Source organism: Microvirga puerhi (assembly GCF_020089865.1).
Lineage (GTDB): Bacteria > Pseudomonadota > Alphaproteobacteria > Rhizobiales > Beijerinckiaceae > Microvirga > Microvirga puerhi.
In genome coordinates this window covers 74,216-99,211 of record NZ_JAIRBM010000007.1, presented here as the reverse complement: position 1 = coordinate 99,211, position 24,996 = coordinate 74,216, and the positions used below count along the sequence as shown (strand labels likewise).

General features: G+C 61.9%; 26 protein-coding genes. 11 read left to right on the top strand and 15 right to left on the bottom strand.

What is annotated here, in order from left to right; all coding sequences use genetic code 11:
* Window positions 1-3: 3 nt before the first annotated feature.
* From K9B37_RS11260 to rpmG, 3 genes are all read left to right on the top strand, one after another.
* Window positions 4-486 (top strand): DUF983 domain-containing protein, encoded by a 483-nt coding sequence (locus K9B37_RS11260; protein ID WP_224313175.1) that lies wholly within the window; start codon window positions 4-6, stop codon window positions 484-486.
* Window positions 458-1,180, top strand: a complete 723-nt coding sequence (locus K9B37_RS11255) for an NUDIX hydrolase (RefSeq protein ID WP_224313315.1) — start codon at window positions 458-460, stop codon at window positions 1,178-1,180. The genes K9B37_RS11260 and K9B37_RS11255 overlap by 29 nt, the downstream gene beginning before the upstream one ends.
* A gap of 162 nt (window positions 1,181-1,342) precedes the next feature.
* The gene (gene rpmG / locus K9B37_RS11250) at window positions 1,343-1,510 is read left to right on the top strand and encodes a 50S ribosomal protein L33 (protein ID WP_224313174.1); all 168 of its coding nucleotides are present in this window, start codon (window positions 1,343-1,345) and stop codon (window positions 1,508-1,510) included.
* A gap of 273 nt (window positions 1,511-1,783) precedes the next feature.
* On the opposite strand, the gene K9B37_RS11245 is transcribed toward rpmG, so the two are convergent.
* The 3 genes from K9B37_RS11245 to K9B37_RS11235 form a co-directional block, all read right to left on the bottom strand.
* The gene (locus K9B37_RS11245; protein WP_224313173.1) at window positions 1,784-1,993 is read right to left on the bottom strand and encodes a hypothetical protein; all 210 of its coding nucleotides are present in this window, start codon (window positions 1,991-1,993) and stop codon (window positions 1,784-1,786) included.
* A 270-nt stretch (window positions 1,994-2,263) separates the two neighbouring features.
* Complete coding sequence (locus K9B37_RS11240; RefSeq protein WP_224313172.1) at window positions 2,264-2,518, bottom strand: hypothetical protein; 255 nt, start codon at window positions 2,516-2,518, stop codon at window positions 2,264-2,266.
* Window positions 2,519-3,036: 518 nt separating this feature from the next.
* A complete protein-coding gene (locus K9B37_RS11235; protein WP_224313171.1) occupies window positions 3,037-3,420 on the bottom strand; it encodes a response regulator in 384 nt (127 codons plus the stop codon).
* Between K9B37_RS11235 and K9B37_RS11230 the strand changes: the two genes are divergently transcribed.
* Both K9B37_RS11230 and K9B37_RS11225 read left to right on the top strand, forming a co-directional pair.
* Window positions 3,346-3,810, top strand: coding sequence for a DUF3572 domain-containing protein (locus K9B37_RS11230; protein ID WP_224313170.1), 465 nt, complete (start codon window positions 3,346-3,348; stop codon window positions 3,808-3,810). The two genes, K9B37_RS11235 and K9B37_RS11230, sit on opposite strands and share 75 nt — an antisense overlap.
* Before the next feature lie 5 nt (window positions 3,811-3,815).
* On the top strand, window positions 3,816-5,090 hold the full coding sequence (locus K9B37_RS11225) for a DNA polymerase IV (protein ID WP_224313169.1): 1,275 nt from the start codon (window positions 3,816-3,818) through the stop codon (window positions 5,088-5,090).
* Here the strand turns inward: K9B37_RS11225 and K9B37_RS11220 are convergent.
* Window positions 5,081-5,923 (bottom strand): cell envelope integrity EipB family protein, encoded by an 843-nt coding sequence (locus K9B37_RS11220; RefSeq protein ID WP_224313168.1) that lies wholly within the window; start codon window positions 5,921-5,923, stop codon window positions 5,081-5,083. The genes K9B37_RS11225 and K9B37_RS11220 overlap by 10 nt on opposite strands.
* Window positions 5,924-6,044: 121 nt before the next feature.
* On the opposite strand from K9B37_RS11220, the gene K9B37_RS11215 reads away from it, so the two are divergent.
* The 4 genes from K9B37_RS11215 to K9B37_RS11200 all read left to right on the top strand — a co-directional run bounded on the left by K9B37_RS11215 (window position 6,045) and on the right by K9B37_RS11200 (window position 9,706).
* Window positions 6,045-6,515: a RidA family protein gene (locus tag K9B37_RS11215; protein ID WP_224313167.1), complete on the top strand. Its 471-nt coding sequence runs from the start codon at window positions 6,045-6,047 to the stop codon at window positions 6,513-6,515.
* Window positions 6,512-7,264 carry a glycerophosphodiester phosphodiesterase family protein gene (locus tag K9B37_RS11210; protein ID WP_224313166.1) on the top strand — a complete coding sequence of 251 codons (753 nt, stop codon included), beginning with the start codon at window positions 6,512-6,514 and terminating at the stop codon, window positions 7,262-7,264. Before K9B37_RS11215 ends, K9B37_RS11210 begins: the two co-directional genes overlap by 4 nt.
* Window positions 7,265-7,343: 79 nt before the next feature.
* Entirely contained in the window at window positions 7,344-8,528 is a 1,185-nt protein-coding gene (locus K9B37_RS11205; RefSeq protein WP_224313165.1) for a GNAT family N-acetyltransferase, read from the top strand.
* A 146-nt stretch (window positions 8,529-8,674) separates the two neighbouring features.
* Complete coding sequence (locus K9B37_RS11200) at window positions 8,675-9,706, top strand: sensor domain-containing diguanylate cyclase (protein WP_224313164.1); 1,032 nt, start codon at window positions 8,675-8,677, stop codon at window positions 9,704-9,706.
* Window positions 9,707-9,712: 6 nt separating this feature from the next.
* On the opposite strand, the gene K9B37_RS11195 is transcribed toward K9B37_RS11200, so the two are convergent.
* The 5 genes from K9B37_RS11195 to K9B37_RS11175 all read right to left on the bottom strand — a co-directional run bounded on the left by K9B37_RS11195 (window position 9,713) and on the right by K9B37_RS11175 (window position 14,303).
* A complete protein-coding gene (locus K9B37_RS11195) occupies window positions 9,713-10,435 on the bottom strand; it encodes a DUF2270 domain-containing protein (protein WP_224313163.1) in 723 nt (240 codons plus the stop codon).
* Between the two features lie 130 nt (window positions 10,436-10,565).
* Window positions 10,566-10,814 (bottom strand): hypothetical protein, encoded by a 249-nt coding sequence (locus K9B37_RS11190; RefSeq protein ID WP_224313162.1) that lies wholly within the window; start codon window positions 10,812-10,814, stop codon window positions 10,566-10,568.
* Complete coding sequence (clpA, locus tag K9B37_RS11185; RefSeq protein WP_224313161.1) at window positions 10,811-13,267, bottom strand: ATP-dependent Clp protease ATP-binding subunit ClpA; 2,457 nt, start codon at window positions 13,265-13,267, stop codon at window positions 10,811-10,813. Before clpA ends, K9B37_RS11190 begins: the two co-directional genes overlap by 4 nt.
* A 31-nt stretch (window positions 13,268-13,298) precedes the next feature.
* Window positions 13,299-13,646 (bottom strand): ATP-dependent Clp protease adapter ClpS, encoded by a 348-nt coding sequence (clpS, locus tag K9B37_RS11180; RefSeq protein WP_224313314.1) that lies wholly within the window; start codon window positions 13,644-13,646, stop codon window positions 13,299-13,301.
* Between the two features lie 327 nt (window positions 13,647-13,973).
* Window positions 13,974-14,303 carry a phasin family protein gene (locus tag K9B37_RS11175; RefSeq protein WP_224313160.1) on the bottom strand — a complete coding sequence of 110 codons (330 nt, stop codon included), beginning with the start codon at window positions 14,301-14,303 and terminating at the stop codon, window positions 13,974-13,976.
* A gap of 252 nt (window positions 14,304-14,555) precedes the next feature.
* Between K9B37_RS11175 and K9B37_RS11170 the strand changes: the two genes are divergently transcribed.
* Complete coding sequence (locus tag K9B37_RS11170; RefSeq protein WP_224313159.1) at window positions 14,556-16,136, top strand: D-alanyl-D-alanine carboxypeptidase; 1,581 nt, start codon at window positions 14,556-14,558, stop codon at window positions 16,134-16,136.
* 95 nt (window positions 16,137-16,231) lie between these two features.
* Here the strand turns inward: K9B37_RS11170 and K9B37_RS24810 are convergent, their stop codons facing one another.
* The 5 genes from K9B37_RS24810 to K9B37_RS11145 form a co-directional block, all read right to left on the bottom strand.
* Window positions 16,232-16,936, bottom strand: coding sequence for a DnaJ domain-containing protein (locus K9B37_RS24810; protein WP_305072153.1), 705 nt, complete (start codon window positions 16,934-16,936; stop codon window positions 16,232-16,234).
* A 341-nt stretch (window positions 16,937-17,277) separates the two neighbouring features.
* Complete coding sequence (locus K9B37_RS11160; protein WP_224313158.1) at window positions 17,278-17,634, bottom strand: hypothetical protein; 357 nt, start codon at window positions 17,632-17,634, stop codon at window positions 17,278-17,280.
* Window positions 17,635-17,714: 80 nt separating this feature from the next.
* Complete coding sequence (locus tag K9B37_RS11155) at window positions 17,715-17,993, bottom strand: hypothetical protein (protein WP_224313157.1); 279 nt, start codon at window positions 17,991-17,993, stop codon at window positions 17,715-17,717.
* Complete coding sequence (locus tag K9B37_RS11150; protein WP_224313156.1) at window positions 17,993-18,430, bottom strand: DUF1489 family protein; 438 nt, start codon at window positions 18,428-18,430, stop codon at window positions 17,993-17,995. The genes K9B37_RS11155 and K9B37_RS11150 overlap by 1 nt, the downstream gene beginning before the upstream one ends.
* A gap of 54 nt (window positions 18,431-18,484) precedes the next feature.
* Complete coding sequence (locus K9B37_RS11145; protein WP_224313155.1) at window positions 18,485-20,470, bottom strand: acetyl/propionyl/methylcrotonyl-CoA carboxylase subunit alpha; 1,986 nt, start codon at window positions 20,468-20,470, stop codon at window positions 18,485-18,487.
* A 268-nt stretch (window positions 20,471-20,738) separates the two neighbouring features.
* On the opposite strand from K9B37_RS11145, the gene K9B37_RS11140 reads away from it, so the two are divergent.
* Window positions 20,739-22,085, top strand: coding sequence for an Nramp family divalent metal transporter (locus tag K9B37_RS11140; protein WP_224313154.1), 1,347 nt, complete (start codon window positions 20,739-20,741; stop codon window positions 22,083-22,085).
* 159 nt (window positions 22,086-22,244) lie between these two features.
* Here the strand turns inward: K9B37_RS11140 and K9B37_RS11135 are convergent, their stop codons facing one another.
* Entirely contained in the window at window positions 22,245-24,953 is a 2,709-nt protein-coding gene (locus K9B37_RS11135; protein ID WP_224313312.1) for a valine--tRNA ligase, read from the bottom strand.
* Window positions 24,954-24,996: the final 43 nt, after the last annotated feature.

The following is a 24,996-nucleotide window of genomic DNA, read 5'->3' as shown; positions in this document are numbered from 1 at the left end:
CGAATGATGCCTTGGACTGCCGAGACAGCGCCGACAGAGCCCCCCAACCGGATGACGGCCATGAAGCGCGGTTTTGCCTGCCGCTGCCCGGCCTGCGGTGAGGGACGGCTTTTCAAGGGCTTCCTCAAGGTCGTGGATTCCTGCGATGTCTGCGGCGCCGAAATGCATCATCACCGCGCCGACGACCTGCCTCCCTACATCACGATCTTCATCGTCGGCCATCTCGTCGGATACGGGATCCTGATGACCGAGACGCGCCTGGAATGGCCGATGTGGGTCCACCTCGCCATCTGGCCGGCGCTTACTCTGGTTCTGTGTCTCGTTCTGATGCAGCCGATCAAAGGCGCTGTCGTCGGGCTGCAATACGCGCTAGGCATGCATGGATTCGGGGCCGCCCGTGCCCGCAAGACCGCCAGCGACAGCGAGGAGACGACGCGTGACGGAGACACTGGAGCAGATGGACCGGCGCGCCTCAGAGGCGCGTGATCCCGCCTACGCGAAAGTCACCCCAAAGGACGCGGCCACCCTCATCATCGTCGATCGCAAGGGCCGCCACCCGAAGGTCCTTATGGGGCGTCGCCATATGGCGCACCGGTTCATGCCCGGCGTCTTCGTGTTTCCCGGTGGCCGCATCGAGACCGGCGATCGGTCGATGTCCGTGACTGGAACGCTTCACCCACGAGCGGAGCAGACCCTGATGGCGCGGGTGCCTCGTCCTTCGCCCTTGCGCAGCCGTGCCCTGGCTCTTGCAGCGATCCGCGAGACTTTCGAGGAGACCGGTGTTCTGCTCGGCACGCGGGAATACGGACCGCCCGAGCATACCCCAGACGGAACCTGGACGGCCTTCCGCGAGCACGGAGTCCTCCCGGATCTAGAAGCCCTGCAGGTCGTCGCGCGGGCGATCACGCCGCCCCGCCAGGTCAGGCGTTTCGACACCCGATTCTTCGCCATCGACCGCACAGCCATCGCGGCAGAGATTGACGGCGTTATCGGCCCCGATTCCGAGCTGGTGGAAACCGCCTGGGTATCCCTGGAGAAGGCCAGGGCGCTCGATCTCATGCCGATCACGCAGAAGATCCTGGAGGAGCTGGAAGCCAGGATCCACAAGGGTTTCTTCCCCGAGCTGCCGGTTCCGTTCTATTATCAGAGACGGGGTCGTTTCATGCGGGACGAACTCTAGGCCCCCGAAAAGCCGTCGGTTCTCGCCCGCGACCCGAGAAACCCTTGACGGAACGGGCGTAATCGGGCATGGGAACGGCAGGATTTTCGGCCGGGTTCGCCCGGCCTTTGCGTTTCGGCCCGAACCCTTCAGCCGAAGCACCGGATTTCAAGAGGTTTGACCATGGCCAAGGCAGCAACCATCAAAGTGAAGCTCGTCTCCACCGCCGACACGGGCTATTTCTACGTGACGAAGAAGAACTCGCGCACGATGACCGACAAGCTCTCCATGAAGAAGTACGATCCGGTCGCGAAGAAGCACGTCGAGTTCAAGGAAACCAAGATCAAGTAATCTGGCTCTTCCAGGTTCTCCAAAACAAAAAAGCCGCCTCTGAAAAGGGGCGGCTTTTTTGTTTGGCCTAGGCACGAAAAAGTCCGGGAGGGCAGTTCATCCGTGCCTCTCCCGGGCTTTGCGTACCGTTGCTGCAGAAACAACCGCGACTTCACGATGCGCCGATCGGCGAGGTTGTGCAACGGTCCTGGCTGAGTAACCAGAACGAGCGCAATCCCGGAACATCATGAGCGCGGATGAGTCAGTCGGAATTCCGAGACTCTGCCCCTTGGTTCAAGCCACCTTTTCCAAAAGGCCGGAAACAGCATGGCTGGTGTCGCGCGCCGTCTTTCGAGCATGGAGCTGGGCCAGCTGCCCCTCGATCATTTGAAGAAGCGGCAGGTGCTTGTCGCCGTGCTCGGCGACAACGGAGGATAGAACTTCGAGCGCCTTGGTAAGGCGTTCTTCCGTGATCGTATCCTGCGTGTTCAATGGTCCGGTCATGGAAGGATCCTCCGTTTACGCAAACTGAAGCAAGACCATGACTCTGGAATCGTAAAAGTTTCGTAGAGGCGCCTGCCCGACCGGGCGGTTCCTTTGGAAGGACTGGCGACCCTCTCGCTCTCGACGCTCCAGGACGAGGCGAATACGCACCGGGAATCAAGGGAATGGAGGGCTCGTTAGGGTTTGCTTAAGCACAAACGGAGGTTTGCCCGCAGATCACAGCACCCGCCTCCTAGCGCGACGCATCGTCGGCGCAGGCAATACGACCTACTAGAATGGAAGCTGCCAGGCCCTTGCGCTGACGAAAACCTCTTGCGGCGCGAGGCTTGAGATCGCCGCGATCCGGCCCCGGGCATCATGAAGAGCGGGATCCGTGCCAATCGGTCCGCCACTTGCCGTCTGACCGTGCATGACTTCCACGACGGCGGTTCCGAGCTCTTCGGGAATCGTCATCTCGACTCGAATATCCGAACCGCCGGAACCGAGCGACGGAAGAACGGTGCTGGAAAAAGCCGGTGACAGCATCGGGGCTCCTGATGAGATTCGCCCCGGAAAATTAGTAAACGATTCCTTTCCGCTCAATGTGCCGGCAAGCGAAGCGGAAAGCTTCACGCAAGCCTTTTGCCGCTAAAGCCCGATCTATCCAGGGCCGCGGTTCGGAATATCGCGGGAAGACGAGGTCGACAGCCCTAGCGGGATTGTTGGCCTCGTGCTGACCTTCAGAGAATTGAATTTAAAGGGTGAGGTGGCCAGCTGGTGACGGTGTTGAGGAGGCAACGAACCGCCCCCAGCTGGCCGGGCCTACGAAGTCCCAGGAGATGCGGCGGACCTGAGCATCCGTAGGGCATGCCTGCTCCACAAATGTGGAGATTAGGAGCATGAACATATAGGAAACATTGGACGACGCAAGCGCGTGAACTCGCCCAAATGCGGTATTTCCGGGGAGGCTATCACGAGTTCTGTGGAAAACAAGAATCGTTTTGTCGGAAAAGTCGAGACAACTCGGCCGTATCGCCGTGACCGAATGCAGCACCGATCTCTCGTCAGTTCCGGGGGCTGTCCGCGTCGAGGTAGGTCTTCACGGTCGCCAGGAACTTCGCCACGGAAATCGGCTTCGAAAGATAGGCCTCGCAACCGCCCTCCCGGATTCGCTCCTCGTCGCCCTTCATGGCGAAGGCGGTGATGGCGATAACGGGAATCGACTTCAGATCGTCGTCCGCCTTGAGCCAGCGGGTCACTTCGAGCCCTGACACCTCCGGCAATTGGATATCCATCAGGATCAGGTCCGGCTTATGCGCTCTTGCCAGCTCCATGGCCTCGATGCCATGCCCGGTCTTGAGGGTGGCGTAGCCATGCGCCTCGAGGAGATCGTTGAAAAGCTTCATGTTGAGTTCGTTATCCTCAACAATGAGCACGGTCTTCTTCATTACCGCTGTCCCAAGGCTGCAAACCGGCTTTTCCGGCTCGCCACTTCATCCGATGATGACCCTAGATTGAAACCTATTGATGAAATGCAAATCCCGCGCATGAAAACACCTGTGAAGAAAATTTCCGTAGAGGAAGCGGAGCGTCTGGCGCTGGAGGCTTTTTCCCGCATCGCCCATGACGAGGAGCGCCTCGGGCGCTTCCTGGCGATTTCCGGCCTGCAGATCCAGTCGATCCGCTCCGCCGCCGCCATGCCGGGCTTCCTGGCCGGCATCCTCGACTATGTTGCCGCCGACGAACCGCTCCTCATCGCACTGGCGGTGGAACTGGAGACGAAGCCGGAACGCATCATGGAAGCACACCGTACCCTCTCGCCATCCGAGTTCGATTAACGCCGATGCCTACCCAGGGACTCCTTTGCCGCGATTGCCTGACGCTCGCCGCGATTGCGGCGGAGCGCTGCGCGGCCTGCGGGTCCCCTCGCCTGCTCCGCCATCCCGAGCGGGACGCGCTCGCGATCGCCCACGTGGATTGCGATGCGTTCTTCGCCGCTGTGGAGAAGCGCGACGATCCGAGCCTGGCGGACAAGCCCGTCATCATCGGAGGCGGCAAGCGCGGCGTAGTCTCGACCGCCTGCTACGTGGCGAGGACCTATGGCGTTCGCTCCGCCATGCCGATGTTCAAGGCTCTCCAAGCCTGTCCGCATGCGGTCGTCATCAAGCCGAACATCGACAAATATCGCATCGCCGGGCGCGCCGTCCGCGAGATGATGTTCGAGCTGACGCCGCTGGTGGAGCCGGTTTCCATCGACGAGGCGTTTCTCGATCTCTCCGGCACGGAGCGCCTGCACCACGGCAGCCCGGCCATGACGCTCGCCAAGTTCGCCAAGCGCGTGGAGGACGAGCTCGGCATCACCGTTTCCGTCGGCCTCTCCTACAACAAATTCCTGGCCAAGATTGCATCGGACTTCGAGAAGCCTCGCGGCTTCGCAATCATCGGCCGGCAGGAAGCGGCGGCCTTTCTTGCCGACAAGCCGGTCTCGATCATTCCGGGGATCGGCGCCTCTGCTCAGAATCGCCTCGCAAAGGCCGGGATCACGACCATGGCGCATCTGCGGGACGTGCCCCTGAAAGTGCTGTTCGAGGCCCTTGGGCGCGACGCCCAGCGCCTGTCCCGCATGGCTTTGGGGCAGGATGATCGCTCCGTGAAGGTGGATCGGGAGACGAAAAGCATCTCGGCGGAAACCACCTTCGATACCGACCTGCGCTCCTTCGAGGATCTGGAACCCACCCTCTGGCGCCTGTCGGAAAAGGTCTCACGACGCCTGAAGGCGGCGGAACTTGCCGGTCGCAGCATCACGCTCAAGCTCAAGGACACGGAATTCAGGCTTCTCACCCGCACGCGCTCCGGCCTGCCGCCGACGCAGCTCGCCCAGCGCCTCTTCGAGCCCGCACGGCAGATGTTGAAGACCGCCTGCGACGGCACGGCTTACCGGCTCATCGGGATCGGCGCTGCGGATCTCTGCGATGCAACGGAGGCCGACAAGGGCGACCTCGCCGACCAGAGCGTCGTCAAGCAGGCTCACATGGAATCCGCCATCGACCGGATCCGCGAGAAATTCGGTGTCGACGCCCTGCAGAAGGGACTGGCGCTCAGGAAGCCTCAGCGCTGACAGGTGCTTTGCTTCGGCGAAGCCTGAATTTGAAGACTCTGAAGGTCGCCCTTGAGGGTGAAATCCCCGTAATCGAGCTTCAACGCCCGACTGACCCCATTCTCGTAGAGTTCGAAAGAGACTCGGTAGGCTGGCGTTTGATCGCCCGATCCCTCGGGAAAATAGCTGACGGTCACCGGCCAGCGTGGAACTGCCGTCAGGACGTCCTGACGGGCGGCTTCCTCAAGGTTCTGGCCGGCTCCCGGGTCGATCCTGTGACCGATCACAGCGAGCGTGTCATAGACCTTCCGACCATCGTCGGATCCGTCATAGACCTTGGTGGCAAGCGTCGTCTCACCGTTGCGGCCCGCTTCGACGAGCCTCTTGAGATGTTCGGTCGGGAAGACGGCGCGTCCTCCGGCGGAGAAGGCCGCCGGCTTTGGCTGCTTGAGATTCACGTCGAGGGAGCCATCAGGCAGGAGCTTCGCATTTCCATCGACACCGTCACTGTTGCGCCCGCCGACGGAGGAGACGGACTTGAAGCGCATGGACAGGCCGTCGCCGGTCTCGAATGTCGCCGTTTGGGTATCGAGCGTACGCGATCCCGTCTCGCTGCTGTTGAGAACGGTCACCTGACGATATTTCAGCGTATAGCCTTCGCAGGCATCGCCGCCGAAGTCCATCGCGATACGTCCCCTGGCGCTGTCGACGCCACGCGAGCCTTCGGACCGGACGAGAGAGAGATCGTAAATGGCCCGATGAGCGACCAGCGCAACGGGGGCCTTGTTTCCCTCCGCCATGGCCGGCGACAGAAGGGCGAGGGAAAGGCTCGATACCGTCAACAGCGAACGCATGGTTCCTCCTGGCTCTCTTCTTACAAAGATAGAAGGGTCCGGGAGACACGGCAATGTTCCAGCTTGCGTCTCTCTGGCTCATCCGCCACAACACGGCCGGATCATCCCATCCGAGGCTGTCATGAGCGCTGTTGAAAAGAAACTCGAAGGCATGGGCATTACCCTGCCGACTCCGGCTGCACCCGTAGCCAATTATGTGCCGTTCGTCCGGACAGGCAACCTGATCGTCATTTCCGGGCAGCTCTGCCTCGGCCTCGACGGCAAGCTGGCCGATGCGCACAAGGGCAAGCTCGGAGCGGAGATCACTCCAGAGGTGGGCCAGCAGGCGGCACGCCTCTGCGCCATCAACCTCTTAGCGCAGTTGAAGGCGGCCGTCGGCGACCTCGATCGGGTGGTTCGCTGCGTGCGCCTCGGCGGCTTCATCAATGCCGTCCCGACCTTCGCGGGCCTCGCCCCCGTCATGAACGGCGCATCGGACCTGATGGTCGAGGCGCTCGGCGACAAGGGCCGTCATGCCCGTTCCACCGTCGGCGTTGCCGAACTGCCGCTCGATGCCTGTGTCGAAGTCGAAGGAATGTTCGAAGTCCAATGAGTACTCCCAGCTGGCTCGTCGCGAAGCCGATCGCCCATCGCGGCCTTCACAACAAGGCCAACGGCATCATCGAGAACACCATCGCCGCAGCGGAAGCCTCCATCGAGCGCGGCTTCCCGCTCGAGCTGGACGTTCAGCTCACGGGAGACGGCGAGGCCGTTGTCTTCCATGATTTCGATCTCGCCCGCCTCACCGGCGAGCAGGGCCTTGTCATCGACCGCAAGCTCGATGATCTGACGAAGATCGACATCGCGGGTTCCGTGAAGGGGGACAAAATTCCCTCTTTCAAGGAATTCCTGAATCACATCGCAGGCCGCACGCCGCTCGTCATCGAGATCAAGAGCAAGTTCGATGGCGATCTGCGCCTGACCAAGCGCGTCTGCGAGATCGTGTCCGACTATGCGGGTCCGTTCGTCATCAAGTCATTCGATCCGGATATCGTTGCGGCCCTCAAGACCCTCGCGCCGAATGTCACGCGCGGCATCATCGCCGAGCTGCATTACGCTTCGAAGACGGACGATATTCTGACGCCGGAGAAGAAGCACTATCTCGCGAATCTCCTGCATCTGGGAGAATCGCAGCCACACTTCCTGTCCTGGCATGTGAAGGATCTGCCATCGGCCCCGCCCTATCTGTGCCGGCTTCTCGGACATCTTCCCGTCATGACCTGGACCGTCCGCAATCCAGAGGATCGCGCACGCGCCGAGAAGTATGCGGATCAGATGGTTTTCGAAGGCTTCCTGCCGTAAGGCTGCGCGCTTTCTGACCCATTGCAGGGATCTCGCCGGGCTCCTAGCTTAGAGGGGCATCAGCGAGATCCTCCCCATCGTGACGTTTCAGGTCAAAATCGCCCAAGGGCTGAAAGCCGTTCCGGCTGAGGCGTGGGACGCATGCGCCGTCGGCGGAACCAATGCGTCCGGTGACGAAGATCCATTCAATCCCTTTGTTACCCACGCTTTTCTCTCAGCGCTCGAGGATTCGGGCTGCGTCGGTGCGAAAACCGGCTGGGCGCCACTGCATCTTCTCGTGGAGGACGAAGCGGGAGCCCTGCTCGGCGCAGCGCCCTGCTATCTCAAATCCCATTCCATGGGCGAGTATGTGTTCGACCATGCCTGGGCGGATGCCTATTCCCGCGCCGGAGGACGCTATTATCCAAAGCTTCAGGTCTCCGTGCCGTTCACACCGGTCAACGGGCCGCGTCTTCTCGCTGCCAAGGATGACGACGGACATGTCCGCGCCCATCTGATTGCCGGCCTCAGGGCCCTGCGCGATCAGACCGGCGCCTCGTCGATCCATGCCACTTTTCTCCAGGAAGCGGACATTGCAGCCTTCGCGGCCCATGGATTCCTGCGCCGGGACGACCAGCAGTTCCACTGGTTCAACGAGCAGTATGGGAACTTCGAGGATTTTCTTGGCGCCCTCGCCTCCCGCAAGCGCAAAGCGATCCGCCGCGAGCGGCGGGATGCGATGGCGAATGGCATCTCCGTCGAGTGGGTCACCGGACGGGACATCACCGAAGCGCATTGGGACGCATTTTTCTCCTTCTACATGGATACGGGCTCACGCAAATGGGGCCGCCCCTACCTGAACCGCACCTTCTTTTCCCTTCTCGGCGAGCGATTGGCCGACCGGATCCTGCTGGTCATGGCCAAGCGTGGCGGGCGCTATATCGCGGGCGCGATCAATCTGATCGGGGATCGGCGGCTTTATGGACGGAACTGGGGCTGTATCGAGGACCATCCCTTCCTGCATTTCGAGGTCTGCTACTATCAGGCCATCGACTTCGCCATCTCCCGCGGGCTCGACCGGGTCGAGGCCGGTGCCCAAGGCGAACATAAGCTGGCGCGCGGATACCGACCGGTCATCACCTCGTCGGCTCACGATATCGCCGATCGGTCGCTCAGGAAGGCGGTGAAGGACTACCTTAATCAGGAGCGGTCTTACGTTTCCGCCGCGGCCGCGGAACTGTCGACCGCCACGCCGTTTCGCCACCGGGCGGAGGACGAAGACTGAGATTCTTCGTCCCGGCCAACAGCTTGACCTTGGGCCGAAGAACCGCACGGGCGATTGAAATCGTCCGTCGACATGGCCTAGAACGGATCCCCACGAATGGCGAATGTTCCTTGGCCGAACAGGATCCGAATCGAAGGGGACGCGATGTGTTTGTGGTGCCTCCACCGCCAAAGAACGAGGCCGAGCGTCTCGATTTCCTGTATTCCTGCGGCATCCTGGATACGCCGAAGGACGAACGTTTCGATCGGCTGACGCGCCTTGCGGCGATGTTCTACGAGGCCGACGTGGCCTTCCTGGGCTTCATGGACGACAGATACCAGTGGATGAAGTCCATGAGCGCGGACAAGGTGGCGCCATGGATCGAACGGGACAGAAGCGTCTGTCAGCTCGTCATCGCGTCCGGTGAGGCGATGGTGATCGGCGATATGAAGACCGATCCGCGGCTCGCCGGTCATCCGGTCGTTCCTCATCTCCCCTTTCGATTTTATGCCGGCGTGCCGCTCCTGACGGAGGATGGAGCAGCGGTTGCATCCCTCTGCATTCTCAAGCGCGACGCCCAGGACGCCTCCGAATTCGATCTTTCGGCCCTGTCGGATCTGGGCGCCATCGGAATGGATGAACTCGAGCTGTGGCGGCGTAATCAAGAACTGGTGCGCCTCGCCGACACGGATGCCTTGACCAAGCTAGTCAACCGCCGTGGGTTCGACGCGGCTCTTGAACGCGCCGTGCGTCGAATGCAGCGCACAGGCGAGCCGATGTCCCTGCTGCTTTTGGATCTCGATCACTTCAAGCGACTCAATGACACCCTAGGCCATCCGGCCGGAGACGAGGTTCTGCGTCATTTCGGCAGCCTGCTAGGGCAAATGGCGCGGCGGCCGGACGATGTGGCGGCCCGTTATGGCGGCGAAGAATTTGCCCTTATCCTCGCCGATACGGACCGGGTCGGCGCCGAAACCGTCGCGCAGGAATTTCAGGCCAGCCTCGCAGACGCAGCTATTGCACATCCGTCAGGGATCGGAGGCTGCGTCACGGTGAGTGTCGGGATCGCGTGTCTCGGCCCCGATATGGCAGCAAGCCCGGAACTCCTCATCAGCCGCGCCGATATAGCTCTCTATGCAGCCAAGCAGAGAGGGCGTGCATGCCACGCTGTCTTCGGATCAGGCAGCTCCTCCGTCTGACGTCGGTCAAACATGGACATTGCCATAGGCGAGTTCGCCCTCACCTTTGGTCTTGCGCAAGGACGCATACACGATCCAGGCATAGAAGAGCGCCACGATTCCGATCACGACCCAGCCGGAGATCGGGCCGACAGCAGCATTCCGGACCCATTCCCCGACGGATCCGACGATATGCGCGTCCAAGGCGTTCTCCTGCATTCTGATGAAAGTGGTCTTCACGAGCCAGGCCAGCAGCAGGATCAGGAACATCCAGCAATAGTTGCGGCGCAGCCGACGCGAGACGGCCTGGCTCTGGCTGATCAGGAAGACCGGCCGCCTCAGGTCCGTCCCCAGGTCCTGAAGCCATTCGTTTGTGACATCCGGCTCCGGCGCGAAAATCTGCGCGAAATAGTTGCGCTCGAGCCTCCGCACCCGATTGCGATAGACGTCGAAGAACCGATAGCGCCGGGCTTCGATCACCAGAAGCAACAGCACCAGCACCATTGCGAAGAGGAGCACGCCGTGATGCGCCGTCGAGGTGGACAGCGACACCGACAGCATGGCCGCCACCACCGTGATCGCCCAGTTGGACGTGCGGTCGATCCGGTCGCGCCAGCCCGCCATGCGGGCGATTTCGGCCCGGTGATAATGCGCCAGAACCGTGATGAACTCGGAGGTTGTGCTTGGAAAGGTCGGAGGGGTAAAGGCGGGCTTCGGGCTCGGCCTTGGATCGGTCATCGACAGCGTCATGTCCCTCCCTCCAATGCTCTTCGCTCGGAGAACAGAAACCGACGTGGATTTGTTCGGCTCGTGATCGCCGAAGCCGTTCATTATAGCAGGAGCCGCACGATTTCGTGCGGCTCTCTGAATGGCGAGAGCCTCAGAGGGCGTGGAGGATGGTACGGACCCCGTCGATTATGGTCGAGGTCGAGGTGCCTAGCGCGTTCAGAGTCAGTTCCAGCACCCAATAGCAGCCGACGACGATCACCGGTACGAGGATCCAGGCCAGGATTTCCTCGAACCATACGCGCCGCCGCCGCCGAGCCCGGCGCTGTTCGCGCCAGGTCGACTTGGGCTTCGCGATCGTCGGTGCGGCCTCGAGAGGCCCTTCATGAAGCTCGGTCGTCATGCCTTGACCAGGGGAACCTTGGGAACAGTGCGGATACCTCCGCCACCATTACCACCGGACCCTTTCGGCTTCACGGCTTTTTTCGCCTTCGTCCCGGAAGAGGATTTCGCCCGGGGCTTGCGCTTCACGACATCTTTCTCGGGCTTGGGCTTCACCGGCCCTTCGAGATACTCGAAACCAAGCGTCTGAAGGCCGATGTCGTCGGTCTTCACGATGACCCGAACCGCACCGCCATCCTTCAGGCGTCCGAAGAGGACGTCGTCGGCAAGCTGCGTCTTGATGGTCATCTGGATGAGACGGGCCATCGGGCGAGCGCCCATGGTCTCGTCATAGCCGTGCTCGGTCAGCCACTCGCGGGCCTCATCGGTCAGCTCGATCGTGACATTGCGATCAGCAAGCTGGGCTTCGAGCTGGAGCACGAACTTGTCGACGACCTTCTGCACCACTTCCTTCGGAAGATGCCCGAAGGAGATGATCGCATCGAGACGGTTGCGGAATTCCGGCGCGAAGAGCTTGTTGACGGCTTCCGTATCGTCCCCTTCCCGCTTGGTCCGGGTGAACCCATAGGCCGGACGAGCCATATCGGCGGCGCCCGCGTTCGTGGTCATGATAATGATCACGTTGCGGAAATCGACCTGCTTGCCGTTGTGGTCCGTCAGCTTTCCGTGGTCCATGACCTGAAGCAGGATGTTGAACAGGTCCGGATGCGCCTTCTCGATCTCGTCGAGGAGGAGCACGCAGTGCGGATGCTGATCGATGCCGTCGGTCAGAAGACCGCCCTGGTCGAATCCCACATAGCCGGGAGGCGCGCCGATGAGGCGGCTGACCGTATGGCGCTCCATATACTCGGACATGTCGAAGCGCAGAAGTTCTACGCCGAGAGACAGGGCGAGCTGCTTGGCGACCTCGGTCTTGCCGACGCCGGTGGGTCCCGCAAAGAGATAAGCACCGATGGGCTTTTCCGGGTCGCGCAGGCCGGCCCGGGCCAGCTTGATCGCCGAGGTCAGCGACTCGATGGCCTTGTCCTGTCCGTACACGACGCGCCTGAGGGTGTCCTGCAGGTTCGCCAGAACCTCAGCATCATCCTTGGAGACGGTCTTGGGCGGAATGCGGGCCATGGTGGCGATCGTGGCCTCGATCTCCTTGATGCCGATGGTCTTCTTGCGGCGGTTCTCGGGCAGCAGCATCTGGGACGCGCCGGTCTCGTCGATCACATCGATCGCCTTGTCCGGCAGCTTCCGGTCGTTGATGTAGCGTGCGGAGAGCTCGACGGCCGCCTTCACGGCCTCGTTGGTGTAGCGGAGCTTGTGGAACTCCTCGAAATACGGCTTGAGCCCCTTCAGGATCTCGATCGTATCCGGCACCGACGGTTCATTCACGTCGATCTTCTGGAAACGGCGGACAAGGGCGCGGTCCTTCTCGAAATACTGGCGGTATTCCTTGTAGGTCGTCGAGCCGATGCAGCGCAGGGTCCCCTGGGCCAGAGCAGGCTTGAGAAGATTCGACGCGTCCATCGCGCCGCCGGACGTGGCGCCGGCGCCGATCACCGTATGGATCTCGTCGATGAACATGATCGCGTTAGGATGCGCCTCGATCTCCTTCATCACCTGCTTGAGGCGTTCCTCGAAGTCGCCGCGGTAGCGAGTGCCGGCCAGGAGTGTGCCCATGTCGAGGGCAAAGACGGTCGCGTCCTTCAGGACCTCGGGCACTTCGCCGCGGACGATCTTGCGCGCCAGGCCCTCGGCGATCGCGGTCTTGCCGACACCGGGATCGCCGACGAGGAGCGGGTTATTCTTCTGGCGGCGGCACAGGACCTGAATCGTGCGCTGCACTTCGGCCTCCCGGCCGATGAGCGGATCGATCTTTCCGTCCTTCGCCTTCTTGTTCAAATTGACGCAATAAGCGTCTAGCGCATCACCCTTTTTCTTGGCTCGCGTGTCCGACTCTTCCGACGTTGGCCGCTCGCTCGACTCCTCCTCGGAGCCTCGGGGCGTCCGCCCTTCCGTGAGACCAGGGCGCTTCGCGATGCCATGGCTGATGTAGTTGACCGCGTCGTAGCGGGTCATGTCCTGCTCCTGCAGGAAGTAGGCCGCATGGCTCTCCCGCTCGGCGAAGATGGCAACCAGCACGTTCGCGCCGGTCACTTCGTCGCGCCCGGAGGACTGCACATGAATGACCGCCCGCTGGATGACCCGCTGGAAGCCGGCCGTCGGCTTTGAATCCTGCCGTCCGTCGGCAACGAGATTGGCAAGCTCCGTGTCGACATATTCCACGAGGTTGCGGCGGAGGAGCTCGATATCGACGTTGCACGCGCGCATCACCGCCGCCGCGTCCTGATCATCGATCAGGGCGAGGAGCAGATGCTCCAGAGTGGCATATTCGTGACGGCGCTCGCCGGCCAGGGCGAGGGCCCGGTGAAGGGCTTGTTCGAGACTGCGAGAAAAGCTCGGCAACGGCTTATCCTTTATGAGATGGTGATCTCAGCTAATTCTTTTCCATGACACATTGCAGCGGATGCTGGTGCTTGCGGGCGAAATCCATCACCTGCGTCACCTTGGTCTCCGCCACTTCGTAGGTAAAAACTCCACATTCCCCGACACCATTCTGATGGACATGCAGCATGATGCGGGTCGCGTCTTCGCGGTTCTTGTTGAAGAAACGTTCAAGGACATGCACCACGAACTCCATGGGCGTGTAGTCGTCGTTCAGAAGGAGAACGCGGTACAGGTTGGGTCGTTTCGTGCGGGGCTTGGCTTTTGTGACAATGGCCGTGCCGGCTCGGCCGTCGTCCCCGCCGGGAGACTGTGATCCGGCGCCGGACACGGGAAACATCTTCGACCGAACCGAAGCGCCCTGTGGTATCCGCAGCATGGTTGTTCGACCGACCCTCTTCATATGGCTATAACACCGCGGCCCTTGGTTTTCGTCTCGGCCGCGACGCATCACCAAATGTATAGTCGCTCCGTTCGGTTCGCTAGATCAACCAGATGGGTCGTCGCAGTTCTGTTCGAAAGAGCGACATCTTGGCCCTAGCGCCAATTAGCGATCCGAGAAGCTCTCGCGGCTGACGCTCTACAGATCTTTCATGTGCCAAAAACGCAAAATGCCCGGCTATTCGCCGGGCATCGCAAAACTCTTCGCTGTCTTGCCTCGCGGCGTTCAGATCGCCTTCGGGACCAGACCTTCGTAGGGTTTGAAGGCTTCGGTCGCGAGCGCGGAGTAGAACTCCCCGACCTTGGCCGTATGGCTGACCAGCCCGTCATAGGACTTGCGCACGAAATCCGCCTGGATCTCGACGGCCTTGTCCAGGGTACGGGCACCCATGAGCTGCTCCAAAGCGGACGAGCCGTGCTCGAACGACGTCTTGGCATATTCTGCGGAATCAGCCGCAAGGGCCTGCGCACCCCGGGAAAGGGTGCCCATCACCTTCACGGTGGCGTCGAAATGGTCCTGGCTGAACTTCTGCAACTGGTCGAAAGGCTGGATCATCGTAAACCTCAGCTGTTAACTTTTCGCTGGCGAAAAGCTTCGCCAGATGCGACAAATATAGATATATGCACTGCACAAAAATCTGTCAACAAGATTGTGCGGTGCACAATTCTTTCGCCTGGTAACCGTCTCCGTTAACCCCCCCGTAACCGCAACCTCTTACCTTTCAAGAGTGTGTTGCGCCGGCAACGATCTCCATAAGGAGCGGCCGGTGCGGAGCCTGAGACCAGCGAAGACAGGGACGGTTACAGGATGGATTCGGTTCGCGTTTGGGTCGGTCATCGGAAATGGGTTGCAGTGGTCGGCGTCGCTGCCTCGATAGCCTTGACTCTGAGTTCCCCCGCCGAAGCCGCTCGCCGTAAGTCGCACGGCGGCGGCTATAGCCCTCCCTACGCCTCCATCGTCGTCGATACGAAGACCGGCAAGGTCCTTGACGGCCAGAACGTCGACGCTCCCCGCATTCCGGCCTCCATCACCAAGGTCATGACCCTCTACCTGCTGTTCGAACAGCTCGAGCGCGGGAAAGTTCGTCTCGACACCCCTCTCGAAGTGTCGGCCTACGCCGCATCGCAGCCGCCCACCAAACTTGGCGTAAGGGCCGGTTCCACCATCGAGGTGGAAGATGCGATCATGGCGATGGTGACGCTCTCCGCCAATGACGTCTCCGTCGTCGTCGCCGAGAATCTGGGCGGCTCCGAGGAGGCTTTCGCGCGCCAGATGACGCGCAAGGCCCGGGAGCTCGGCATGAACGCCTCGTCATTCTATAACCCCCATGGCCTTCCCCATTCGCCGCCGAACATCACGACAGCGCGCGATCTTTCGATTCTCGGGCGGGCCATCCAGGATCGCTTCCCGAAATATTTTGCTTACTTCCAGACGACCTCCTTCGAGTACGGCTCGCGGACGATCCGCGGCCACAATCGCCTTCTGGGCAAAGTTGACGGCGTCGACGGCATCAAGACGGGCTACACTCGCCTGTCCGGCTTCAATCTGCTGACCTCGGTGAACACGCCGTCCCGCAGCATCGTCGCGGTGGTCCTCGGCGGCAAATCCGCCGCGCTCCGCGATCGTCAGATGGCTTCGCTGATCGAAGAACAGCTGCCGCGTGCCTATGCCGGCGCGCGGACGGCTCCCGCTATCTCCGAGAGCGCCGCAGTGGCTGAGCAGCCCGCTTCACAACCCGTCGTCGTCGCCGATGCTTCTGCGACGCCGAGCGTTAAGGTCGACGCGACGCCGGAACCAGCGGCCCCGCCTCCTCCCGCCAAGAAGCCGCTCGATCTGAACAGCCTGCGTCCCGTTGTAGCCTCCGCGACCGGAGCGAGTGGCACGACCACCCCATCCTCGACCGGCCCGGCAATTCGTTGGCAGAAGGGCCCGCAGCCGCTGCCGCAGAACACCCAGGCCTATGCGGCCATCGATAACGACGACGGCCCGACCGATAAGGAAAAGGCCGCTCTCCTCGCCAAGATCGAGAGGGCCACCCCGACAGCGACCGCCTCGACACAAGCGCCTGTGAAGACCGCCGCCCTCAAGGTTGAGCCGCCGAAGACACCGGAGCCGAAGCAGACGGCACGCCCCGCCGTCACGGAATGGGTCATCCAGCTCGGCGCGACGGACGACGAAGACAAGGCCAAGGCCATGCTCGATGCAGCCCGCGCCAAGTCCGGCCGTCTCCTGGCCAAGGCCTCGCCCTTCACGGAAAAGGTGAGTCAAAAGGGCGCAACGCTCTATCGGGCCCGTTTCTCCGGCTTCGACGAGTCCGGAGAGGCCGAGAAGGCATGCAAGGTTCTCAAGAAGAGCGGCTTCGCCTGCTTCGCGGCCCGCAGCTCTTAAGACCATTTTAAGCGTCAATCGGCTTCGATGAGTCTCACGCGACGGCGCATGTATCGTGCTGTCGCTTCCCGGCCTACCGGATCGCGCGTGGAGTATCAGCGATGTCGGCTCAACAAGATCTCTCTGGCCTCGTTCACACGGGCCGCCAGGTGCGACGTCCCCCCTTGGTCGGGGTGGAGTTTCTTCATGAGCGTCCGATACGCATGTCGGATCTCATCGACGCTCGCGCCCGGTTGAAGCCCCAGGATCTGATAGGCTTCCTCTTTCGACATCGCGCCCGCCTGCGCATGAGTGCGCGTCCGCGTGTCGCCATCGCGCTGAGCGTTTTCACGCCAGCTGGAAAACCTGCGATCAAGATAAGTCTCTAGGAGCGCAGCCCCTTCGGGATCGAAGGAGCGGCACTCCTCATAAACATGCCGAAGCGCAGCCTGATCGAGATCGGCAAGGCTGCGACCAGCATGGGTCCCAGCCAAGACACTTCCGCCGATCGCACCGCTGGCATGATCGACTTCCATCTCGATCATCGCGGAACGGATTCGGGAAAACCGGGCCCGCCGTGTCCCGAATTGACGCCAGGGTAGGCGGATGCCCCCCCATCCAAGAGCCCACGCGCCGAAACCGCCAAGCAGGAGCGCCATGTCCAGGCGTCCTCGAACTCCGAGCCCGACGGCAGCCCCCAGCGCCAGCAAGCCACCGACGATCTTCATCGCCTTGGCGACGGCGGCCGCATCGGTTCGGACGAAAACCTTGGCCAACCACCAAACAAGAGCGGCAGCGGCGATCCCGTAAAGAAGCATCATCTATTCGTTCCCGCTCCTGATGTGGGCGGAGAGAAGTCAATTGAAAAGGTCGGAAAGGGAAACCTCGCGCGGCCTGGGCCGTCAAGCCCCGGGGCATATGTGTATTGCGCATCGTGGATCGGGATTTGAAACGAAAGCGGTCCCTCGATGGCCACCAGACACGAGGCGTCGCGGACGAGCCGGTGCAATCGCCCGTTGGGGTTGCACAAGAGGACGGAGCCGCCCGTCCCATGTCGAGATCATAACGATTCAGGCGCCGCCGAAGTTCAATCGGTCCGGCGCCCTTCGTCACATCACGAGTCGCGCATCAGAGAATCAATGTGGCGCAGTCGGCATCCGGTTTAGTGCAGCAGCCGGACCGTGCTTCGTTGCTGCTCGCGCTCCCATGCCTGCACGACGACGCCGTTGATGCCGACATCGTGAAGGCGATCGCTCAAGTCGATGAAGTGCCGCTCCGTCACCTCGACGTCGAATTCGATCTGCTCGTCCTCGACATGTTCGAGTTCGGACGCGGCGTAGCGCTCGTATGCCGCGGACATTTCCGCATAGGCGAATGCGACGGGAAGCGTTCTGAAGATGGTGGAGAATTCTTCGTCCAGGTCGCCGGTTTCGAGATCACGCATCTGGACGAGATATCCGTCCGCATGCTCACAGACTTCGTAACGCCAGTGCCGGCCTTCGGATGCGGTAAGAAGCATCGCAACCTCCACTCAACTGTACTGCAAAGCCAATGCGAATCGCGGCATTGCGGTTCCATGAAGGAGGATGGATCGAAGGACTAATACCGAAAGCCTGCCTCGGCGCGGACACGGCCGCTGATTCGCACCTGCGTCCCGCCGCCGAGATCGACGAATCCATCTTTCGCCTGAAGACGCTCGCGAGAGGCCGCTCCCTCGCTCTTCGACGGATGCTCTGTTCGGCAGCCCTTCGAATCTTGAAGGGTGATGCCTGCCGGCGCCTTCGGCATCCGACAATCCTTGGCTGCAGCGGGCACAAGTGTCGCCAGGAGCAATACGGCTGCCGAGCCGGTTGCCAGCGGATATCGTCCCAGTCCCATTATAGAAGCCCCAGTTCGGCCAGTTCTCGACGCATTTCTTCCGGCATCATGGCCAGATCACCGCCCCTCGCGTCAAGGTCCCGCGGTGCCTCCTTGGCCACGAGGTACCGCCATCCCTGAAATGGCCGATAGGGTCTGGGCTCAACGGGGACGATCTTCGGTTCTAAAACAAGGCGGCAGCGCCCGATGCCATCCGCATCCGTAAAGGGCCGGACATCGAGCAACGCCTGCCGGCAGGCAATCTGGCCGCGAATGACCCAGTAGAGCGAACCGCAGTCGAGAAGCTCCTCCGCCCGCTTGGGGACCATGCGAGTCGTGTGGGTCTGCTCGTAGTCGCGCCCCAGCCGGCGGTGATGCGCACGGTTCTCCTCGATCCATGCTTCGAGATCGGTGATGGAATCGCAGCCGACGCAGAGCTTGATCAGGTGGAGGGGCATGAGATCATCGAACCACAGCAGGAGGAGGCGGAGAAGCGGACGTGGCGCCGCATCCTATTCCTCGGTTTTCAGAACGATCAGGCGCGCGCCCTCGGCCACCTGCGCTCCAGGCTCCGCCGCGATCTCGGCCACTTCTCCGTCGGCCGGCGCGACAAGGGCATGTTCCATCTTCATGGCCTCGACAATCGCGAGACGCTGCCCTTTCTCGACTCTGTCGCCGGGCTTCACGAAGACGGCCACGAGCTTTCCATGCATGGGGGCTCTGACTGAATCGCCGCCGTTCAGGTGCTCGAGATCCACATCAAACGCATCGAAGAACTGAACCAAGGTCTGGCGACCGTTCCTGAAGACATACACGCCATCGGGTACTTCGACTTCGCGATCGATGGAGATCTCTGGATCGTCGGTTGATTTCCTCGCATCGCCGATCACGACAACACTTGATCCGACATTCTCTGGGCTAAAGATCTCGCGCGCGTCGACTCGCTTGCCATCGACCAGAAGCGGAATGCTTCCCTCGCGTCTTCCGAACATCTGGAAGCCATCGGAGAACGACCAGGGCGAACGAACCTCGTCGGACCGTCCGAACTCCGACACCTGCAACTCGCTTGCCTGACGCTCCATCAGCGTCAGGGCGCCATCGATGACGGCAATGTCGTCATGCGGCTGCTCGACGGCTTCCAACGCATCGAGGTTCCGGTCGATGAAGCCCGTGTCGAAACGTCCTGCCCTGAACTCCTCCGCCTCGCAGAGTTTCCTCAGGAATGCGACATTGGTCTTCGGCCCGGCAACGAGCGTTTCGCCCAGGGCATCTGCGAGCTTCGTCAACGCACCTTCCCGCGTCTCCGCGTGAGCGATGACTTTCGCGATCATCGGATCGTAGAACGGCGTCACCTCGTCTCCCGCCTGCACGCCGGTATCGATGCGGATACCCTCGCCTTCCGGAAAGTCCAAAGCCCAGAGCTTGCCCGTGGACGGCAGGAATTCCTTTTCGGGATCTTCCGCATAGAGGCGCGCTTCAACCGCATGTCCGTCAGTGGTGAGATCGTCCTGACTGAAAGGCAGCGACTCGTCGGATGCGACACGGAACTGGAGCTCCACGAGGTCGAGACCGGTGATCGCCTCGGTCACCGGATGCTCCACCTGCAGCCGTGTGTTCATTTCCATGAAATAGAAGCGGTCGGGACGCAGCCCTTCGCGACCGTCGGCAATGAATTCGACCGTGCCTGCGCCGACATAACCGACGGCACGCGCAGCTTCGACCGCAGCCTTGCCCATGATGGCGCGCATCTCCGGCGTCATGCCGGGGGCCGGCGCTTCCTCGATCACCTTCTGGTGGCGGCGCTGCAGGGAGCAATCGCGCTCGAAGAGATGCACGACATTGCCGTGCGCATCGGCGAAAATCTGCATCTCGATGTGGCGCGGTGCGAGGATGTACTTCTCGATGAGGACGCGCGGATCGCCGAAAGCGCCCGTTGCCTCGCGCTGGGCGCTCTCGAGCGCGGCATCGAAGTCGGCCGATCCTTCGACCCGCCTCATGCCCTTGCCACCGCCGCCGGCGACCGCCTTGATGAGAACCGGATAGCCAACCTCTTCCGCTCTGGCGCGCAGGAAGTCCGCTTCCTGGCGCGCTCCATGATAGCCCGGCACCACGGGCACGCCCGCCTTCTCGACGAGCGCCTTCGCTGCATCCTTCAAGCCCATGGCCCTGATCGACGAGGCCGGCGGGCCAACGAACACGATGCCGTTCTGGGCACAGGCCTCGGCGAATTCCGCTCGCTCTGAGAGAAACCCGTAGCCGGGATGAACGGATGCCGCGCCAGTTCTTTTGGCGACGTCGATGATCCGGTCGATGCGCAGGTAGCTTTCGCGGGCAGGAGCTGGTCCAATCAGATGCGCCTCGTCGGCCATCTTGACGAACAGCGCATCCGCGTCCGCCTCGGAATAGACCGCGATGGTCCGAAGCCCCAGGCGCTTGGCGGTGCGGATGATCCGGCACGCAATCTCGCCACGGTTGGCGATCAGGACGCTCTCGAGCATGGCCTACTCCCCAGGTCCCGGGACCATGTCCCGGTTGCTCCATCACCTAGAGCAAAACCGGCGTCGATTGTCACGCCTCATCCGGGCTCTCACACGCGGGACCGCTTCCCCTGTTCCCAGACCGTCCCTTGCGGGCTGCCGTGTCTGTTCTCCAGCCGGTCCGGATCGAGGCCCCGCCTGGAGGCGAGATGGAAAATACCCCTTGTCGCGGCCAGAATTCCCCACTACCTTTTGTTGCAAATAACTTGCAACTGCAGAAAGACGTTCGATGGACGCGCCGCGCCCCACTTCCCTTGCTCCCGATGCCGGCTGGCGTCACGCTCGCCGTCTGCCATCGCTGCCGGAAGTCAGCCGCTCCATCGCAGTCCGGCCTGGATCGAAGTGGCGCCGCGCCGTCGCGTTCCTCGGACCCGGCTATCTTGTCGCCGTCGGGTACATGGATCCCGGCAACTGGGCGACGTCCCTGGCCGGAGGCTCACGATACGGCTACGCCCTTCTCTCGGTCGCGCTGATTTCCAACGTCATGGCGATCCTGCTCCAGGCCCTCTGTGCACGGTTGGCGATTGCGACGGGACGGGACCTCGCCCAGGCCTGCCGGGATGCCTATCCGAAGCCGGTGTCATGGGTTCTATGGGCCCTGGCGGAGTTTGCGATCTGCGCGACGGACTTAGCCGAGGTCATCGGAACGGCCATCGGCCTCAACCTGCTGTTCGGCCTGCCGCTCGAGATCGGCGTGGTGGTCACCGCCCTCGACGTCTTCCTCATCCTCTATCTGCAGAATTTAGGATTCCGTTGGGTCGAGGCCTTCGTCATCGCGCTTCTCGGCGTCATCGCCGTCTGCTTCGGCGTCCAGATCGCCCTGGCGGATCCGGAATGGGGGCAGGTCCTGCGCGGCTTTGCGCCGACGACGGAGATCGTGCGCAATCCGGACATGCTCTATCTCGCGCTCGGCATCCTCGGCGCGACGGTCATGCCGCATAATCTCTACCTGCATTCCGGCATCGTCCAGACGCGCGCCTATGGCGATTCACTGCCAGAGAAACGAGAAGCGCTGCGCTATGCGACGCTCGATTCCACCATCGCGCTGATGTTCGCACTTACCATCAACGCATCGCTCCTCATCCTCGCGGCTGCTGCGTTCCATAAGACCGGGCGGACCGAGATCGCGGAGATTGGTGAAGCGCACACGCTGCTGGCGCCCCTGCTCGGAGCGACCATCGCGCCGACGCTCTTCGGCATTGCCCTGCTGTGCTGCGGATTGAACTCGACGGTGACCGCCACCATGGCAGGCCAGATCGTCATGGAAGGCTTCATCAACTTCCGCCTGGCGCCCTGGCTTCGGCGTCTCATTACCCGCGGCCTTGCCATCGTTCCGGCTGCCGCGGTCACGATCGCTTACGGCGAGAGCGGCACCGCGCGGCTCCTGATCCTGAGCCAGGTTGTCTTGAGCCTTCAACTGCCCTTCGCAGTCATCCCCCTGGTGACGCTCACCGCGTCACGGCAGAAAATGGGCCCGCTCGTCTCGCCGCGCTGGCTCACGACTGCCGCCGCGGTAATCGCAGCGGTGATCGTGGCGCTCAACATGAAGCTGCTGATCGATTTCGTGATTGGGTGAGAGACCTGTCATTCCGGGGCTGCGTAGCGGAACCCGGAACCCATAATCACTGAGTCTAACGAACAAGATGCTCGCCTACCGCAGCATCTCATCCTGCAATGTTAGTGGTCATAGGTTCCGGGCCCGCACCTCCGGTGCGTCCCGGAATGACGTTCTTATTTACGCATCCTGGAGACGACGCAGCGCCTCTTCCATCTTCGCTTTGCGCGCAGCGGCATCGTCGCGGCGCTCGCGCTGCTCGTCGATCACCTCTTCCGGCGCCCGCTTGATGAAATCGGCATTTCCGAGCTTCGCGTCGATCTTACCGATGTCGACTTCCGTCTTCTGGATCTCCTTGGCGAGGCGTGCGCGTTCAGCCGCGAGATCGATCACGCCCTCCAAGGGCAATGCCGCGACCTCGCCCCGAATGAGAAGCTGGATCGAACTCTTGGGCGCTGCATCCACGAAGGTGATGTCGGACAGACGCGCCAGACGCTTCACGATATCGCCCCAGCGGCCGACCCGACCCTGCACATCAGCGGATGCCGACACTAGAGCGAGCGGAATCTGCGCACCCGCAGGCACGTTCGTTTCCGAGCGCGCGGAGCGAATCTCGGTCACCAGATCGACCACCCATCCAATCTCGGCCTCAGCCTTCGGATCGATGAGATGATCGAGGTTGGACCAGAGAGCGAGCGCCAGGACGGACTCGCGCTTCGGACCCTCCTGCCCCTTCACCTCCCACAACTCCTCCGTGAGGAAGGGCATGAAGGGGTGGAGCAGCTTGCAGATCTCGTCGAGAATGAAGGCGATGGTGGCGCGGGTCTCGTCCTTGGCTGAAGAATCCGCACCCTGGAGCACAGGCTTGGCGAGCTCCAGCGTCCAGTCGCAGAACACGTTCCAGACGAAGCGATAAGCTGCCAGCGCCGCCTCGTTGAACTTATAGGCCTGGATGCCGGCGGAGACCTCATTGATCGCCTTGGCGCATTCGCTGAGCGCCCAGCGGTTGAGGGTTTCGGTCACGGACTTCGGATCGAAGCCGGCCATACGGCGGCACTCGTTCATCTCCGCGAAACGGGCGGCGTTCCAGATCTTGGTCGAGAAATTGCGATAGCCTTCGACGCGCTGGAGGCTGAGCTTGATGTCGCGCCCCTGGGCCGCCATGGCGGCGAGCGTCATGCGCAGGGCGTCTGCACCATATTGCTCGATGGCCTCCAGAGGATCGATGACGTTACCCTTCGACTTGGACATCTTGGCGCCCTTCTCGTCGCGGACGAGGGCGTGCATGTAGACCGTGTCGAAGGGGACTTCGTCCATGAAATGGAGGCCCATCATCATCATCCGGGCAACCCAGAAAAAGATGATGTCGAAGCCGGTGACCAGATCGTTGGTGGGGTAGTAGCGCTTCAGTTCCGGCGTCTTGTCCGGCCACCCGAGGGTGGAGAACGGCCAAAGCGCCGAGGAGAACCACGTATCGAGCACATCTTCGTCACGGCGAAGTTCAACGTCGCGACCATGCTTCGCACGCGCTTCGACCTTGGCCTCCTCCTCGCTCGAGGCGACGAAGACGTTGCCTTCAGGGTCATACCAAGCGGGGATCTGGTGTCCCCACCAGAGCTGGCGTGAGACACACCACGGCTCGATGTTCTCAAGCCACTGGAAATACGTCTTTTCCCAATTCTCAGGCACGAATTTGGTCTTGCCATTGCGCACTGCGGCGAGAGCCCGGTCGGCGAGCGGCTTCACGTTCACGTACCATTGATCCGTGAGATATGGCTCGATCACAGCATTCGAGCGATCGCCGTGCGGTACCATGTGCGTATGCGGCTCGATCTGGGCAAGAACTTCGCGCTCCTCGAGCATGGCGACGATGCGCTTGCGCGCCTCGAAACGATCCAGGCCGTCGAGGGCGAGCACTGCTTTGAGATCGTCCGTCTTAGGAAGACCTTCGAGGAAATCCTCGTTTCCATTGAGATTGAGCTGCGCTTCCGGGCCGAAGATGTTGATCAGCGACAGCTTGTGGCGGCTGCCCACCTCGAAGTCGTTGAAATCGTGCGCGGGAGTGATCTTCACCGCGCCGGTTCCCTTCTCCGGATCGGAATACTCGTCCGCCACGATGGGGATGCGCCGTCCCACGAGCGGCAGGATGGCAAACTTGCCGATCAGATCCTTATACCGTTCATCTTCCGGGTGAACAGCCACGGCCACGTCGCCCAGCATGGTCTCGGGACGCGTGGTGGCGACGGTAATGAACCGGCCGGGCTGCCCCTCGATGGCATAGCGGATATGCCAGAGGTTGCCCTTCACCTCGACCTGCTGCACCTCGATGTCCGAGATTGCGGTCTGGAACTTGGGATCCCAGTTGACGAGGCGCTTGTCCTTATAGATCAGCCCCTGCCGATAAAGATCAACGAAGACCTTCAGCACGGCGCGGGAAAGGCCCTCGTCCATGGTGAAGCGTTCCCGCGACCAATCGCAGGAGGCGCCGAGACGCTTGAGCTGGTCCTTGATCCGGCCACCGGACTCAGCCTTCCACTCCCAGACGCGCTCCACGAACGCCTCACGGCCGAGATCCCGGCGGTGGATCTGGCGCTCCATGAGCTGGCGCTCCACCACCATCTGCGTGGCGATGCCGGCATGGTCCATGCCTGGCTGCCAGAGCACGTCCCGGCCCCGCATCCGCTCGAAGCGGCACAGGATGTCCTGGATCGTGTTGTTGAGGGCGTGCCCCATGTGGAGCGATCCCGTCACGTTCGGCGGCGGGATGACGATCGTATAGGGAGCCGCGTCCTTGCGATCCGGACGACCGGCCTTGAAAGCTTCGGCCTCATCCCAGAGGGAAGAAATACGCGCCTCGACGGCAGCGGGATCGAAGGTCTTGTCCATCATGGTGAATACCGGCAGTTTGGCGCGCAACGGCGCGCATCATGTC